The following is a 14,761-nucleotide window of genomic DNA, read 5'->3' as shown; positions in this document are numbered from 1 at the left end:
GGCCCGGGGATGGCTCACATGGGATCGTTGCGACGCAACAATTCCTCAGGCAGGTGCTCGATGTACTCGTCCTCGGCCGGCGGCATCTGCAGGTGATAGCCCTGCTTGTCGAGATTGCCCAGAACCACGTTGATGTCTTCTCGTGCCAGAGGACGCTCCGGGCTGAGCACCAGGTCGAATGCGTGATGAGGCGTGCCAAACGCAACCATGAGTTCCACGGGAACACGCTTGAGCACGTCGCTTTTGAGGACGTACAGGTACATCTCGTTTTTCTTGGTGCTGCGGTAAATCGAACAAATACGCTTCACGACTGTTCTCCGGTACCGGCCAGGTGATCAAGCAGTGCCTGGCCCATCAAATCGCGGCGCCAGCCACGCAATGACTCTGGCAATTGATAAGGACCATCGGGATACCCGCTCTTGAGCAGTGCTTCGAGGGTTTTCTTGCGCAGCATGAGCTCAGGGGCCATGTCCAACTGTTCGGCGTAGCGCTGACCGATGGCCCGAAGGCTCTTGAGCAGGGTCGCGGCGTCGATGGGCAAAGGCTCGGGCAGCGCCTCGGGCCACTGCTCAGGCGGCACGCTGGCGGACCGTTTGATCAGGTCCAGCAGGAACTCACCGTCCTGGCGCACGGTTTTGGGGTGCATGTCATCGATTTTTGCCAGTGCCACAAGGTTGTCCGGCTGGGTCTTGGCCAGCGGCCATAGCGAGTGTTCACGCACGATGCGGTTGCGCGGCAGGTTACGAGCGCGAGCTTCGCGCTCACGCCAGGCACACAGCTCACGCAATACGGCCAGTTGGGCACGGGAAAGCTTCCAGGCCAGCTTGGCTTCGCGGTACATCTCGTACGGGTCGACCTCACGGCGCAGATTGGCGACCAGCTCGGCGCCATCGTCCAGCACCCACGCGTACTTGTCGTCCGACAGTCGCGGACGCAGGATGCTGTAGACCTCGGCCAGATGCACGGCGTCTTCTGCCGCATAACTGATCTGGGTTTCCGACAGCGGACGCTGCAACCAGTCAGAGCGGGTTTCGCCCTTGGGCAGGTCGATGTTCAACACCTCCTGCACCAGTCGCGAATACCCCATGGAAAAACCAAGGTTCAGGTACGCCGCGGCCAGTTGGGTGTCGAACAGCGGCGCAGGCAGGCTGCCTGTCAGGCGCAGCAGCACTTCTAGATCCTCGCTGCAGGCATGCACCACTTTGATGACGTCCGGATTTTCCAGCAGCGCGGACAATGGACGCCAGTCATTAATGAGCAGCGGGTCGATCAGCCAGGCACTTGAGCCATCCCCGATCTGCAACAGCGCTGCGATGGGATAAAAGGTGTCGACCCGCATGAACTCGGTGTCGAGGGCGACAAAGGGCAGTGTCTGCCACTGAGCGCAGTGTAGGGCGAGGCTGTCGTCGTCGCGAATCCAGTGAATATCGATGGCCACACGGCTCTCCCATGAAGAATGGCGCGCAGTATATATCGCCATGGACGCTTCCCGCGCATCTGTCCTGCACGTGTTGAAGATCTTCATCTTGATCGGTGCGTTGCACCCGGACAAAAACCACCGTTTATCGGATTGCCTGACTGATTTTTCGCAGCACATAAACCCGCCACATGGCGTATCCGGGGAGGAAGTCGCTGTGCCCGAGCACCCTGAAACCTGACGTTTCGAATTCGTGTCTGATAACGGCTCTGCTGACCACGAACCGGCTGCGGGTTGCCTCAGGTAGCCCGCAACGGTCGCGATCCGTCTGTCTGCGTTTACGGCGCCAAGACCCCAGGTTGCCATCGACCCAAAGCGCGACAATAACCGTGTCACGGCTGACACGGTGGAACTCGCGCAGGATTTCGGAGCGTTGGTTGCTGTCGGGAATATGGTGAAACAAGCGCATGCAGAAGATGCAATCCACTGCGTTCTCGTTCAGGTTGATGGAAAACGCTGACGTCTGAAACGTCTTGATGCGTTTGAGCACGTCAGTCGGACAGCCGCTCTCCGCCACGGCCAGCTTTTGCGCGGATTGATCACCGGCCAGGATCACGCGATTGGTGTGCTCGGCCAGTACCGGCCAGAACCTGCCCGTCCCGCTCGGCAGGTCAAGGACCAGGCCCGGCTCGCCCGCCACTTTCAAGGCATGGCGCGCCAATTGCTGGTCACGCCAGAGGCTCAAGCGCCGGATAATCCCCTGCCGGGGTTTCTCGCTGAAGTTACTCACTGGCCAGCACACCATTGCCGGTCAACTGTCGGCAACCGGCAAATATATCCAGCCCGGGGTTATAAACCTTGGTACTGACCTCCAGCAAACCCAGCATGGAGTGAAACAAATTATCCTGACTGAACGGTGCGTTGCGCTCGTTTTGCAAACAACCGGTGTCGACGGCGAATGACGTTTTATAGGCATCGGAAAACCAGGCAAACATCGGCACATGTTTTTGCTGATCGGGTGCCAACATGTAAGGCGTGCCATGCAGGAATAGATTGTATTCACCCAGCGACTCGCCATGGTCCGACACATACACCATCGCGGTGTCTACTTTCTTCTGATTGTTGCGCAATATATCAATGAGGCTCGACAACACGTGATCGGTATAAAGCAACGTGTTGTCGTAACCGTTGACGATACTTTCCCGGCTGCAATTATTCAGCGCGTTGCTTTCACACACCGGCGTGAATTTCTCGAATTCCTTGGGGTAGCGTTTGAAGTATTCCGGCCCATGGCTGCCCATCTGATGCAGCACCAGCACGGTGTCCTGATCCAGATTATCGATGAAGCTCTGCAGGCCCTGAAGCAGAATATGGTCCCGGCATTCATGGCTGGCGCACAACACCGGGTCCTTGAAGTTGCTGACATCCTGCAGGGTCACGCGATCACAGGTGCCCTTGCAGCCGGACTGATTATCCCGCCAGATCACGTTCAAACCGGCACGCTGAATCACGTCCAGCAGCCCCTCCTCGTTTTTCGCCTGGCTGGCGCTGTAGTTCTTGCGACCCATGTTGGAAAACATGCAGGGCACGGAAACCGCCGTTTCGGTGCCGCAGGAGTGCACATCGGAAAACGCGATCAGCCCCTCCTCCTTGCTCAGGTTCGGCGTCGTGTTGCGACCGTAGCCAAGAATGCCGAAGTTCTCGGCGCGGGCGCTTTCGCCGATGACCAGTACGGTCAGTGATTTACGCGAGTGCGTCGTCCACTGCTCGCCCCGCTTGGCATCTTTGCCAATGGCCAGAAACGGATGCTGCGCGGAAACCACCTGTTCACTCAAATAGCCGAACGACGCGCCCATATAATTACTCGGCACCACCATCAATCGCAGCTCATGGTGGTTGCGAAACAGCGATGACAACCCTTGATAGTTGGCCAGCGCGACAATACCGATCGTGGCGCCGCAGGCCACTGCCACCAATGTCTTGCTGATCAGTTCACGCGGCCAGGGACGATAATTGATGGGGGTTTTCAGTAATAACAGAGAAGGCAACAGCCCGAGAAAAATAATGTACAGACCCAGCTTCCAGGACAGTAAACCCTGGGCTTCCGTTACATTCGTCTCTGCGAAGTTACGAAACATCCCGGCATCAATCATGACGCCGTATTCATTCATGAAATAGGCAACGGCGGCGCTGACAAAGAACAGAAAGACCAATAAAGGTTTCAATGTCGCCCTGAAAGCGAATACCGTCAGAACGGTATTAAACACGCAAAATATCATCAGGCCGAAAGCCGCACGCATGGCCAGCCCCTTGCCGTCCGATGCGGTGATTGCGGCCAGGTGCTGCCAGAGAGGCACGTTAAAGGCGATCAACAAAAAACCGCTGGCGAGCAAGGTCACAAGCTCGGGGCGCATGGCTTTAACGTTCAGCATGACGGTCTGCTTTATGAATGAGATACGCTGGGAAGGATGGCGTCAGGCAACGGCTCCGACGTCGCAAACTTTAGTCAGCCCGCCATCAATTTTTTGTGAAAAGTATGAGAACAAATAGTCTGGCGCCTGTTCTTTTCCGCTGGAAAAAATCGACAATACTGAAGCTGTTTGCGCGAACGCGTGCCCTGCGTACGCCGCTCCAGCCGTGACTGATAACAAAAAAGGCCACAACAAGTTTCCTTGCTGTGGCCTCGATTCGAGCATCAAACGTCATGCTCCGGGCGTTACTCCATTAAACAGCGCTGCGACGGTACGTCCGGTAATTGGGCATCCAGAAGTTGCGCTCAATCGCCTCGACCAACATGTCTTCGGTGGTTTCCAGCGCTACGCCATCCGCCTGGGCCTGCTTGGCAACCGCCAGCGCGATCTTCTTGCTCACCCCTTGAATTTCTTTCAGTGGGGGCAATACCGCATCACCTTTACCGGTGACCATGGGCGAGCATTCAGCCAGTGCGTTGGACGCGGCCATCAGCATCTTGTCGGTAATACGCGTGGCTTTGCACGCAATCACACCCAGGCCAATGCCAGGGAAGATGTAGGAGTTGTTGCACTGAGCGATATGGAACGTGCGGTCGCCTACGGTTACCGGAGCAAACGGACTACCGGTAGCGACGAGTGCATCGCCGTTGGTCCAGGTCAGGACTTCCTGCGGGGTCACTTCCACTTTCGACGTCGGGTTGGACAGCGGCATGACCAACGGCTTGGCGCAGTGCTTGTGCATCTCGCGGATGACCTGCTCGGTAAACAGGCCACGTTGGCCGGACACGCCAATCAGTACCGTCGGCTTGCCATTGCGGACAACGTCCAGCAGTTCCGCGTAGCCATCGCCGCTGGACCAGCCCGCAACGTCGCTTGCCTTTTGCGCCAGGTTCTTCTGGAAGTCCAGCAGGTTGTCCATGGTGTCGGTCAACAGGCCAAAGCGGTCGACCATCATCACCCGTTTGCGGGCCTCGGCTTCGCTCAAGCCTTCGATGACCATGGCGGCGATGATGTGCTCGGCAATGCCGCAGCCTGCCGAACCCGCACCGAGGAACACCACCCGTTGCTGGCCCAGGGTTTCGTGCTTGGCTTTACAGGCCGCCAGCAACGTACCCACGGCCACCGATGCGGTGCCTTGAATGTCGTCGTTGAAGCAGCACAGCTCGTCGCGGTATTTCTCCAGCAACGGCATGGCATTGGTCTGGGCGAAATCTTCGAACTGCAGCAGCACGTCCGGCCAGCGACGCTGCACAGCCTCGATGAACAACGCGACGAAATCGTCGTATTCCTTGCCCGTGACCCGCTTGTTGCGCCAGCCCATGTACATCGGGTCGTCGAGCAACTCCTGATTATTGGTGCCCACGTCCAGCACGATCGGCAGCGTGTACGCCGGGCTGATCCCGCCGCAAGCGGTGTACAGCGACAACTTGCCGATTGGAATGCCCATGCCGCCGATGCCCTGGTCGCCCAGACCCAGAATGCGCTCGCTGTCGGTCACCACGATGATTTTGATGCGGTCCTTGGTGGCGCTGCGCAGGATGTCGTCAATACGGTCGCGCTCAGGGTAGGAAATGAACAACCCCCGGTGCGTGCGGTAAATCTTCGAGAACTCCTGGCACGCTTGACCCACGGTCGGCGTGTAGATGATCGGCAGCATTTCATCCAGGTGCGAATCCAGCAGGCGAAAGAACAACGTTTCGTTGTTGTCCTGGATCGAACGCAGGTAGATGTGCTTGTCCAGATCGCTGGCGCACTGGTTGTACTGGCTGAAAACCCGTGCGACCTGTTCTTCGATGGTCTCTACGTTCTGCGGCAGCAATCCGATCAGATTGAATTCGACCCGCTCTTGCGGGGTAAAAGCGCTGCCCTTGTTCAGCAGGGGCATTTCCAGCAGCGAAGGGCCAGCATAGGAAATGTATAAAGGTCGCGAAGTCTTGGTCATTTTCAGTTATCGCCTTTTCTCGTCTACTCGTGTTCGGTCGGTACAACCGAGGCTGGCAACCCGGAATCTCTTCGCAGAGCGCATCGAGCCCAGCCTCAAAAAAAAAACGGGGTCGTGAAATCAAGGTGCACATCTTACTCGCGAGAAATCGTGTTGCGACATTTTGCCGCTACTACATGGCGAGATGGTGGCAATAAAGTGACCGGACAGTCCGGGAAACCTCCTGCGGATTGCGCTAGGCTGCACCTCAACGTCTCAAACCGGAGCGATTGATGTTCACAGCACGCCGATTTTCCGCTTTCCTGTTCGACATGGACGGCACCCTCCTGAACTCCATCGTTGCCGCCGAAAGAGTCTGGACAGCCTGGGCGCAGCGGCAGGGCCTGGACGTTGCGACGTTCCTGCCAACCATCCATGGCGTGCGCAGCGTTGACACCATTCGCCGATTGAACCTGCCGGGGCTCGACCCCGTACTTGAAGCTCAGGCGATTTCGCAGGCAGAAATAGACGATGTGGAAGGCGTCATTGAAGTGCCGTATGCAGCACGCTTGCTTGCCTCCCTTCCCCCCGAGCGCTGGGCCATTGTTACCTCCGCCCCACGCGCCCTGGCCGAAGCCCGTCTGAAAGCCGCCGGCGTGGCGCTCCCGGCAAACCTGATAACGGCCGAGGATGTCACCCAAGGCAAACCCGCGCCGGATTGCTTCCTGCTCGCCGCCAAACGGCTGGGCGTGGACGCCACAGACTGCCTGATATTCGAAGACGCCCCGGCAGGCATCGCAGCCGCCGAAGCAGCCGGCGCCAGCGTCGTGGTGATCACGGCGACCCATGAACACGAAATGAACACGCCCCACGGCACGCTGGCGAGTTATGAAGGTATTGGCGTTGATGTAAATGCCGAGGGGTTGAGGTTGGTGCGGGGGTGAAGTAGACCGGGCTGTCGAAGGGGGGAACTAACTAAGTGGGCAGCCTGGTGATTATGGAGTCGTAGAGAGTCACTGCGACCGAGATCATAGCCATTACTCTCACCTCCCGCTTCATTGATAAAAAATCGCACGTATATCGCTAGTTATTTGACGTCAACTAAGGCAGCAATAAAATAGGGAAAATAATATTCCCTCTCCGTATCGCACTTTGTAATCCACTGATACTATCCGCGCGCAAAATCAAACCAAGCAACGGAGTGCGTAATGCGCCTAGTTATACTTTTAAAAATCAGTTTGCTGGCTATCGCCGCGTTAGCCGCGACCGGATGCGCCAGTATCGTCAGCGAATCGCGCTATCCAGTGTCCGTAACGTCAGCCCCAAGCGGGGCCGCCTATGAGATAAGCAATGAAGCGGGCTCGATTGTCAGCTCCGGCGTCACGCCGAATCAGGTAACGCTCAAGGCCGGCGCAGGCTACTTTGACGGCGAAAAATACAGCATCAATTATCGCAAAGAAGGCTATCTGTCCAAGACCGAAGTACTCGACACCGGCATGAATGGCTGGTACTGGGGAAACATCGTGTTCGGCGGGCTGATTGGCATGCTGATAGTTGACCCTTTGACTGGCGCCATGTATCGACTTCCAGAGGGCGTCAACTCCAACTTAAGCCCGATGGCGGTTGCAAGTAAATCCGCTAAAACCGAGCCGACAGCGACATCTGTGACTGAATAACACGCTGTTATCGCTTGCACTGTCAACACGAAGCCCGCACTGTGCGGGCTTTTTGTTGACAGCAATCAAACAACCGGTTAACTCTCTAGCGCTTTCTGACGATAAATGCCGATAGCCGGGGCTTTTCAAAACCCGGTACAGATAAAAGAAGAACACTCGTGACTGTTCCAACCTCAAGAGCAGAATTGCTTGCGGCCATTACCCGTACGTTCGACAGGCTGATGGCTGATCTAACCAAGGTTCCACCCGACCGCGCGCGTGAGGCCACAATGAATGGCCATGCAGCCGGAACCACCATGAGTCCAGCCGACTTGGTGGCCTATCTGGTTGGATGGAACGAATTGGTACTGAAATGGCTGGACCGCGACGACCGGGATGAGTCAGTGGATTTTCCCGAGACTGGCTTCAAATGGAACCAGCTCGGCCTGCTGGCGCAGAAGTTCTATGCAGATCACGATGCACTCGAATGGCACGAACGGCTCGCCCGGTTAACAGATGCGAAGACCAGGCTGGTTGCGACGATCACGGCCAGATCAGCTGACGAACTCTACGGCAGCGCCTGGTACGGAAGATGGACCAAGGGGCGCATGATCCAGCTCAATACCTCATCACCGTACGCCAATGCGCGGGCCCGCCTTCGCACGTGGCTGAAGGCGCAGGGCTGAAAAAGCGGGCCTACCCGACACCGCTTCACGCTTTAGCCAGTCAGATGCGTTCAAGTGACGTGCCCGAGGAACGGGTCACGCGCCTGCTCGGTCACGTGGACACAACGATGGCGGTAAAACTCTACGGGAGACGGATACCGAAAGACACAATGGACATGATGGCATCGAAGTACCGGGGTTTGAACACCGGACTAGAGCTGTCTGGAACGCATCAGCCAGACCGTTTCAAGCCGACGAACGCTAGTGGAGTGACTGGCAGAGTGCTACCATTTGGCCCCCTTCCCAACGTTGTACTCAAAAGGACTTGTCGAATGCCGTACCTTCGCTTGCTTTTAGCTTCAGCCTTTATTGCTCTTTGCACTGGCTGTGCATCTCCCGCTCAAATTGCCGGCATGTCAGTAGCAACTGATCAAGCCAAGGCGAACACCTATGACGCAAAGTTGCGAAATAATGTTCAGCTTTCCGAGGTGAATGGCGGAGATAAAACCAATCCTATGTGGACGTCAGAAATCGATGGCCCCGACTTCGGCGCTGCACTCAAGCAATCGCTCGCCAATGCTGATTTGCTTGGCGATCAGTCGGCCCCTTATGCTTTGCGTGCCAACCTGCTGCGCGTTGACCAGCCTATCATCGGGCTGGCTTTTGAAGTGACCAGCGAGGTCGAATACACCCTAATAGAGTCCAGCACTAACAAGGTCATTTTGCGTGAAATCATCCGAACCCCTTTCACGGCTGGCATGGGCGATTCGGTTATAGGCATTAAGCGTCTCCGCCTGGCTAACGAGGGATCCGCTCGGGTTAACATCATTGCTCTGCTCAAGCGCCTCAGTGCTTTAAAAATCGAAACCAGACAAGTCTCGTTAAAGAATTGAGTGAACGTCCTGGCTGAATAGCCAATCATTCTTCCTCATCAGGTGTCAAAGCCCTCCATCTAGCGATGGATACTGGGGCGAACCATACCGAAATATGGATTCGCCCGACATCAATCTAATAGTGGAATACGCAGGATTACTTTTCAGGATCCTCTCCTCCTTGTTCACTACTTCAATTCCCGCGATCGCGAAATTGAAGGAAGCAGCGATAGGGTCCTGAATTGACCTCTCGCTAAGCAGGACAAACTCTTCAATACATGCTTTCGATTTTGTCGGTCTTCTGAGGACATTAAACCCAGTGCTTTCAATAAACTGAAGCCTGTACCGACTTCCGGTTCGCATCTGACAACTCCCACCGCACCTTCTCGCGCTCAATCTTCAAGACCGCCAGCTGTTTGGCAAACCTGTCGTTCATCGCACCGGTCTGGTGCCGTTTCGAATGCTGGTCATGGTGCGGTCGGCAGCAGTATGAGCGCTCTCCATCACCGTAGCGCCGCACACTGGATAGCTCAACAGGACTCAGATGAGCCGATGCCTTAGGGCAGAGGCTACAGAGTGGTCAAATACAGGGGTCACATGTGAAGTGAACCGACACAAAAAAGCCCCGTAAATCAAAAATTTACGAGGCTTTCATTTGTATGGCGGAGAGATAGGGATTTGAACCCTAGGTACTGTCGCCAGTACAACGGATTTCGAATCCGTCCCATTCGGCCACTCTGGCATCTCTCCAACGGCGCGCATCATAACAGCTCAAACGCAGAAGGCGAACCTTTTTGCTGATTTTTTTCGTGCTATCAAGCGCTTGCGTGCCTTTACCGGGTTAAAGCGGTACGCCGAGGCGGTGGGCGACTTCTTCGTAGGCTTCGATGACGTCACCGAGGCCCTGGCGGAAGCGGTCTTTGTCCATCTTCTTGCGGGTTTCCTTGTCCCACAGGCGGCAGCCGTCGGGGCTGAATTCGTCGCCCAGGACGATTTCACCGTGGAATACGCCGAATTCGAGCTTGAAGTCCACCAGCAGCAGGCCAGCGTCGTCGAACAGTTTGCTCAGGACTTCGTTGACCTTGAGCGACAGTTCTTTCATGCGAACCAGTTGCTCGGCGGTGCCCCAGCCGAAAGCCACAACGTGGGATTCGTTGATGAACGGGTCGCCCTTGGCGTCGTCTTTCAGGAACAGCTCGAAGGTGTAAGGATTGAGCCTGGTGCCCTCCTCGATACCCAGGCGCTTGACCAGGCTGCCGGCGGCGTAGTTACGCACGACGCATTCAACCGGGATCATGTCCAGCTTCTTGACCAGGCATTCGTTATCGCCCAGCAGCTTGTCGAATTGGGTAGGAACGCCCGCTTCTTCGAGCTTCTGCATGATGAAGGCGTTGAACTTGTTGTTCACCATGCCTTTGCGGTCCAGCTGTTCGATGCGCTTGCCGTCGAACGCCGAGGTGTCGTTACGAAACAGCAGGATCAAGCGGTCAGCGTCATCGGTGGTGTAAACCGATTTGGCTTTGCCGCGGTAGAGTTCTTCACGTTTTTCCATGATGGGCTCCGCTTGCTAAGTAGTTGGGCTAGGCGATGTGTCGCCAGTCGAGCCCTGAATCTTGATCGGCCAATTGTAGCCAGTCCGGATCGCACCCGAGGGTGTCGACGAAACATTGCCGGGCCAGATGCGGCAGGTTGTTCTTGCTGCTCAGATGAGCCAGGACCAAATGCTGCAGGCCCTGCCATCCCAATTCACTCACCAGGTTGGCGGCCTGATGGTTGTTCAAATGTCCTTCATCCCCGCCGACCCGTTGCTTCAGGAAGTACGGGTAATGACCACGGGCGAGCATGTCCCGGCAGTGGTTGGCCTCGATCATCAGCGCATCCAGGCCCTGATAGCTTTGCAGCACGGCTGGACAGTACGACCCCAGGTCCGTCAACAGGCCGAAGCGACGCTGGCCGTCGGTGAAGACAAACTGCGTCGGCTCCAGCGCATCGTGGGCAACGGATATCACGTCAATGCTCAAGCCTCCCAACTGCAAGGCCTGACCACCCACCAGAAAACCTGCAGCCTCAACGGGCTTGCGCATCCCTCGCGACGTACCGCTGCTGAGGTATACCGGCAGATTGTAGCGCCGAGACAACAAACCCACGCCATGCACGTGATCGGCATGTTCGTGGGTCACCAGTATCGCGCTCAACTGATGGGCGCTGATCCCGAGCCGTGCCAGACGTCGTTCGGTCTCTCGCAGGGAGAAACCGCAGTCGACCAGCACGTACGTGTCATTGCTTGCTACCAGCGTGCCGTTCCCACGGCTACCGCTGCCTAATACCGCGAAACGCACTTAGCCCAGGTTGTCTTGAATGACACCCAGCACACGACGGGCAATGTCTGCCGGCGCGACGGTGTTGATGTTCTTCTCGACCGTCACCTGGACGTTGTCACCCACCTTGCTCAGGCGAACCTGATAACGCTCGGCGCGGGCATCGATCTCTTCCTTGCTTTCCTGGCTACCGAAAACACGGCCGAAGAAGCCGGGCTCGTTTTCAGGTGTCTTGGCTTTTTCCGCAAGGTTGATGTAGTACAAGCCCAGGCTGCGGTTGATGTCTTCGACACGCCATTCGCCCTGATTCAAGGCCCGACCTACGCTCGACCATGCACGGTCCAGATCCGAACCCACGTTCAGGACCGGGTTGCCGCTGCCGTCTTCGGTGAGGGCGACCCGGCTTGGGGTGTCGTAATCGCGCGCAGCGACCAGGGATATCGAACCGCCCTGTTCCGCGCTGCGGCTCAGGCTGGCAAGCATGTCGTCGGTCAGTTCCGAATCCATGCCCAGGTTAGTGGTGCGCGCAGGGAAGTCGACGTTTGCCGTGCTGCCAGCAGGCCGTTGAACGCTCACCACGTAGATTTCGCTGGTATTGCGCTGCACGCCAGGCTCGATACGAACCCGCACGCGGGTTTCTGCATCAGCCGCCGTGCCGGTGGCGCTCAAACGCTTGGCAACGGACGCGGAAAGCTCGTCCAGGCGCTGCCAGGTCGTGCTGAATTCACCCGTTTGCGGACGGTCTTCGGCAATGCGGAAACCGTTGTCTTCGAAATACTGGTGCGCCAACGGCCAGACTTCGGCAGGCGCGCGCTGGGCAAGCACCCAGCGGGCGTCACCGCTTTTCTGCAGGCTGAAGTCGCTGGCGTCCGAAGTCACCGAAAGCGGCTGCGGGCGAGGAACGATATATTCGCCGCCTTTCTGTGCGTCATCAGCGACGTTGCGCGGAATCGGCAGCAGCGGGTCCAGACGCTTGGTTTCAGAAACGCCCGCAGGCAGTTGCATCGGAGCTGTCTGTGTGGCTTCCAGATAGTCACTGCCGCGATCGCGGAAGTAACCCTCTTCACCCCATAGCCAACCGCAGCCACTGGTACTGGAGATAATCAAGGCAAGTGCGGAAAGTCCGGCCAATCGCTTCATTGCGTAGTGCTTCCTCATTAAACCAGAACGCCGGACTGGCGCATGGCCTGACGCAGCGGTTCGTGACAGGCCTGGCTGAGCCAGGTGAGCGGCAGACGGATACCGTCCGGCATCAAACCCATTTCATGCAAGGCCCATTTCACGGGGATAGGGTTGGATTCGATAAACAGGGTTTTATTGAGCGGCATCAGCCGTTCATGGATCGCACGCGCAGTGACGGCATCGCCGCGCATCGCCGCCGCACACAGATCACTCATCGCCCGTGGCGCCACGTTGGCCGTCACGGAAATATTGCCTTTGCCGCCCAGCAGCATCAATTCGACTGCCGTTGCGTCGTCGCCGGAATACACCAGGAAGTCGCTGCTCACGGCGGCCAGGATGTCCTTGGCGCGCTGCAGGTCGCCGGTGGCTTCCTTGATGCCGATGATGTTGGGCACGGTGGAAAGACGCACAACGGTCTCGGGCAGCATGTCGCAGGCGGTTCGGCCCGGCACGTTATACAGGATCTGCGGGATATCGACGGCTTCGGCGATATGACGGAAATGCTGGTACAGGCCTTCCTGGGTCGGCTTGTTGTAGTAAGGCGTCACCAGAAGGCAGGCATCAGCGCCAGCATTCTTGGCATTGGTCGTCAGTTCGATCGCTTCGCGCGTGGAATTGGCGCCAGTGCCGGCAATGACGGGAATACGCCCTGCAACCTGGGCAACCACGCGGCGGATCACTTCGATGTGTTCATTCACATCAAGCGTGGCCGACTCACCTGTGGTGCCAACGGCAACAATGGCGTTGGTGCCCTCTTGCAGGTGGAAGTCCACCAGTTTGCTCAGGCTGTCCCAGTCAAGACGTCCCTGTGCATCCATGGGTGTGACCAGTGCCACCATACTGCCCGCAATCATGCAACCGCTCCTGCCGGAAAAAGAGAGCGGTAATGGTACTGGCGCTATCAGCCTTGCACAAGCGAAGTACCGTACTGTGAGCATTCCCCTGAGCGATGGTTTTCGCTACCCTTCGTTCTTTGATCGGTACTGGTCACCTGCTCGCCTCGTTCATTTGGTCGATTTTGTCGTCAGAACCCCCTGATCCAGCGCTCTTGCAGCCGGCTACGGCCTCACTGTGCAGACGCACCTCGCAAGGATCATGGTTGATGTCCGGCGCTTCCGACCCTTCGGACGGTCTTGCAAGCCAAAAATGTACCGACCGCTCATCGTCTAGGAATGCTGCATGTCGTCCACCCCCACAGTTCGCGAACAATTCCTTGTCATCAGTGCCCTTGGCGCAAACCCTATGGAGCTGACCAACGTTCTGTGCCGCGCCAGTCATGAAAACCGTTGTTCGGTTGTCAGCTCACGCCTGACCCGCCACGGCGAATACAGCGCGCTGGTTCTGCAGATTTCCGGTAGCTGGGATGCCTTGGCACGCATGGAGACCGGTTTGCCCGGCCTGTCGAAGAAGCACGCCTTCACCACCAGCGTCGTGCGCAGCGCCACGCTCGAAAGCCGCCCCGAGGCGTTGCCTTACGTTGCGTATGTCAGTTCGGCCTATCGTCCGGACATCATCAACGAGCTGTGCCAGTTTTTCATGGACCACAACGTTGAGCTGGAAAACCTGATCTGCGATACCTATCAGGCACCGCAGACAGGCGGCACCATGCTGAACGCAACGTTCACGGTCACGCTGCCCGCCGGCATCCAGATCAGTTGGCTAAGGGATCAATTTCTCGATTTTGCCGATGCGTTGAATCTCGATGCGCTGATCGAACCGTGGCGCCCACAAGCCCCCATGTAAGGAGTTTCCATGGCCGTAGCAGTAGATCAAGCCGTCGCCGACTTTCAGGCCCAGGCAACCAGCGGACAAGCGGTCAGCCTGTCCGCCCTCAAGGGTCAGCAGGTCGTTGTTTATTTCTACCCCAAGGACAACACGCCGGGCTGCACCACAGAGGGTCAGGATTTTCGCGATCATGTCGCGCCATTCCAGGCGGCCAATACGGTCATTTTCGGCGTGTCCCGGGACAGCCTTAAAACCCATGAAAACTTCAAAGCCAAGCAGTCGTTCCCGTTCGAACTGATTTCGGACAAGGACGAAGCCCTTTGCCAGCTGTTCGACGTGATCAAGCTCAAGAAGCTGTACGGCAAGGAATACATGGGCGTTGATCGCAGCACGTTCCTCATCGACAAGGACGGCGTGTTGCGTCACGAATGGCGCGGCGTGAAAGTGCCGGGGCACGTGGCCGCAGTGCTGGAGAAAGCGCAGGCGCTGCATAACGCCTGACATACCCTCGGTATCCGGCTCGTCGAAGGTGCCC

General features: G+C 57.2%; 15 protein-coding genes and 1 tRNA gene. 6 read left to right on the top strand and 10 right to left on the bottom strand.

What is annotated here, in order from left to right; all coding sequences use genetic code 11:
- Positions 1–14: 14 nt before the first annotated feature.
- From ACP7B0_RS11385 to ACP7B0_RS11365, 5 genes are all read right to left on the bottom strand, one after another.
- Positions 15–308: a YcgL domain-containing protein gene (locus ACP7B0_RS11385; protein WP_426141403.1), complete on the bottom strand. Its 294-nt coding sequence runs from the start codon at positions 306–308 to the stop codon at positions 15–17.
- Positions 305–1,438: a ribonuclease D gene (rnd, locus tag ACP7B0_RS11380; protein WP_426141566.1), complete on the bottom strand. Its 1,134-nt coding sequence runs from the start codon at positions 1,436–1,438 to the stop codon at positions 305–307. The genes ACP7B0_RS11385 and rnd overlap by 4 nt, the downstream gene beginning before the upstream one ends.
- A gap of 124 nt (positions 1,439–1,562) precedes the next feature.
- Positions 1,563–2,207, bottom strand: coding sequence for a class I SAM-dependent methyltransferase (locus tag ACP7B0_RS11375; protein ID WP_426141402.1), 645 nt, complete (start codon positions 2,205–2,207; stop codon positions 1,563–1,565).
- Positions 2,200–3,849, bottom strand: a complete 1,650-nt coding sequence (locus tag ACP7B0_RS11370) for a phosphoethanolamine transferase (RefSeq protein ID WP_426141401.1) — start codon at positions 3,847–3,849, stop codon at positions 2,200–2,202. The genes ACP7B0_RS11375 and ACP7B0_RS11370 overlap by 8 nt, the downstream gene beginning before the upstream one ends.
- Positions 3,850–4,141: 292 nt before the next feature.
- Positions 4,142–5,830, bottom strand: coding sequence for an NAD-dependent malic enzyme (locus ACP7B0_RS11365; protein WP_426141400.1), 1,689 nt, complete (start codon positions 5,828–5,830; stop codon positions 4,142–4,144).
- A gap of 272 nt (positions 5,831–6,102) precedes the next feature.
- Between ACP7B0_RS11365 and ACP7B0_RS11360 the strand changes: the two genes are divergently transcribed.
- The 4 genes from ACP7B0_RS11360 to ACP7B0_RS11345 all read left to right on the top strand — a co-directional run bounded on the left by ACP7B0_RS11360 (position 6,103) and on the right by ACP7B0_RS11345 (position 9,022).
- A complete protein-coding gene (locus ACP7B0_RS11360; RefSeq protein ID WP_426141399.1) occupies positions 6,103–6,753 on the top strand; it encodes an HAD-IA family hydrolase in 651 nt (216 codons plus the stop codon).
- A gap of 264 nt (positions 6,754–7,017) precedes the next feature.
- Positions 7,018–7,485 (top strand): hypothetical protein, encoded by a 468-nt coding sequence (locus ACP7B0_RS11355; protein WP_426141398.1) that lies wholly within the window; start codon positions 7,018–7,020, stop codon positions 7,483–7,485.
- 158 nt (positions 7,486–7,643) lie between these two features.
- Positions 7,644–8,150 carry a ClbS/DfsB family four-helix bundle protein gene (locus tag ACP7B0_RS11350; RefSeq protein ID WP_426141396.1) on the top strand — a complete coding sequence of 169 codons (507 nt, stop codon included), beginning with the start codon at positions 7,644–7,646 and terminating at the stop codon, positions 8,148–8,150.
- A 311-nt stretch (positions 8,151–8,461) separates the two neighbouring features.
- Positions 8,462–9,022 carry a hypothetical protein gene (locus ACP7B0_RS11345; protein ID WP_426141395.1) on the top strand — a complete coding sequence of 187 codons (561 nt, stop codon included), beginning with the start codon at positions 8,462–8,464 and terminating at the stop codon, positions 9,020–9,022.
- A gap of 639 nt (positions 9,023–9,661) precedes the next feature.
- On the opposite strand, the gene ACP7B0_RS11340 is transcribed toward ACP7B0_RS11345, so the two are convergent.
- The 5 genes from ACP7B0_RS11340 to dapA all read right to left on the bottom strand — a co-directional run bounded on the left by ACP7B0_RS11340 (position 9,662) and on the right by dapA (position 13,355).
- Positions 9,662–9,751, bottom strand: a tRNA-Ser gene (locus ACP7B0_RS11340).
- A 91-nt stretch (positions 9,752–9,842) separates the two neighbouring features.
- Positions 9,843–10,553, bottom strand: a complete 711-nt coding sequence (gene purC, locus ACP7B0_RS11335) for a phosphoribosylaminoimidazolesuccinocarboxamide synthase (protein ID WP_426141394.1) — start codon at positions 10,551–10,553, stop codon at positions 9,843–9,845.
- Between the two features lie 28 nt (positions 10,554–10,581).
- Positions 10,582–11,340 carry an MBL fold metallo-hydrolase gene (locus tag ACP7B0_RS11330; RefSeq protein ID WP_426141393.1) on the bottom strand — a complete coding sequence of 253 codons (759 nt, stop codon included), beginning with the start codon at positions 11,338–11,340 and terminating at the stop codon, positions 10,582–10,584.
- Complete coding sequence (bamC, locus tag ACP7B0_RS11325; RefSeq protein WP_426141392.1) at positions 11,341–12,459, bottom strand: outer membrane protein assembly factor BamC; 1,119 nt, start codon at positions 12,457–12,459, stop codon at positions 11,341–11,343. It abuts the gene before it with no gap.
- Between the two features lie 17 nt (positions 12,460–12,476).
- A complete protein-coding gene (gene dapA, locus ACP7B0_RS11320) occupies positions 12,477–13,355 on the bottom strand; it encodes a 4-hydroxy-tetrahydrodipicolinate synthase (protein ID WP_426141391.1) in 879 nt (292 codons plus the stop codon).
- Between the two features lie 325 nt (positions 13,356–13,680).
- Here dapA and ACP7B0_RS11315 point away from each other — a divergent pair, with 325 nt between their 5' ends.
- Positions 13,681–14,244: a glycine cleavage system protein R gene (locus ACP7B0_RS11315; RefSeq protein WP_426141390.1), complete on the top strand. Its 564-nt coding sequence runs from the start codon at positions 13,681–13,683 to the stop codon at positions 14,242–14,244.
- A 9-nt stretch (positions 14,245–14,253) separates the two neighbouring features.
- A complete protein-coding gene (locus ACP7B0_RS11310) occupies positions 14,254–14,727 on the top strand; it encodes a peroxiredoxin (RefSeq protein WP_426141388.1) in 474 nt (157 codons plus the stop codon).
- The last annotated feature ends 34 nt before the right edge of the window (positions 14,728–14,761 follow it).

Source organism: Pseudomonas sp. DWP3-1-2 (assembly GCF_049896285.1).
Classification (GTDB): domain Bacteria; phylum Pseudomonadota; class Gammaproteobacteria; order Pseudomonadales; family Pseudomonadaceae; genus Aquipseudomonas.
This window is presented reverse-complemented; position numbering and strand designations above follow the sequence as displayed.

Excerpts from the sequence above, each read along its gene's own strand:
- ACP7B0_RS11355 (WP_426141398.1), top strand. The coding sequence starts at position 7,018 with ATGCGCCTAGTTATACTTTTAAAAATCAGTTTGCTGGCTATCGCCGCG.
- ACP7B0_RS11315 (WP_426141390.1), top strand. The coding sequence starts at position 13,681 with ATGTCGTCCACCCCCACAGTTCGCGAACAATTCCTTGTCATCAGTGCC.
- bamC (WP_426141392.1), bottom strand. The coding sequence starts at position 12,459 with ATGAAGCGATTGGCCGGACTTTCCGCACTTGCCTTGATTATCTCCAGT.
- purC (WP_426141394.1), bottom strand. The coding sequence starts at position 10,553 with ATGGAAAAACGTGAAGAACTCTACCGCGGCAAAGCCAAATCGGTTTAC.
- ACP7B0_RS11360 (WP_426141399.1), top strand. The coding sequence starts at position 6,103 with ATGTTCACAGCACGCCGATTTTCCGCTTTCCTGTTCGACATGGACGGC.
- ACP7B0_RS11310 (WP_426141388.1), top strand. The coding sequence starts at position 14,254 with ATGGCCGTAGCAGTAGATCAAGCCGTCGCCGACTTTCAGGCCCAGGCA.
- ACP7B0_RS11370 (WP_426141401.1), bottom strand. The coding sequence starts at position 3,849 with ATGCTGAACGTTAAAGCCATGCGCCCCGAGCTTGTGACCTTGCTCGCC.
- ACP7B0_RS11345 (WP_426141395.1), top strand. The coding sequence starts at position 8,462 with ATGCCGTACCTTCGCTTGCTTTTAGCTTCAGCCTTTATTGCTCTTTGC.
- dapA (WP_426141391.1), bottom strand. The coding sequence starts at position 13,355 with ATGATTGCGGGCAGTATGGTGGCACTGGTCACACCCATGGATGCACAG.
- ACP7B0_RS11365 (WP_426141400.1), bottom strand. The coding sequence starts at position 5,830 with ATGACCAAGACTTCGCGACCTTTATACATTTCCTATGCTGGCCCTTCG.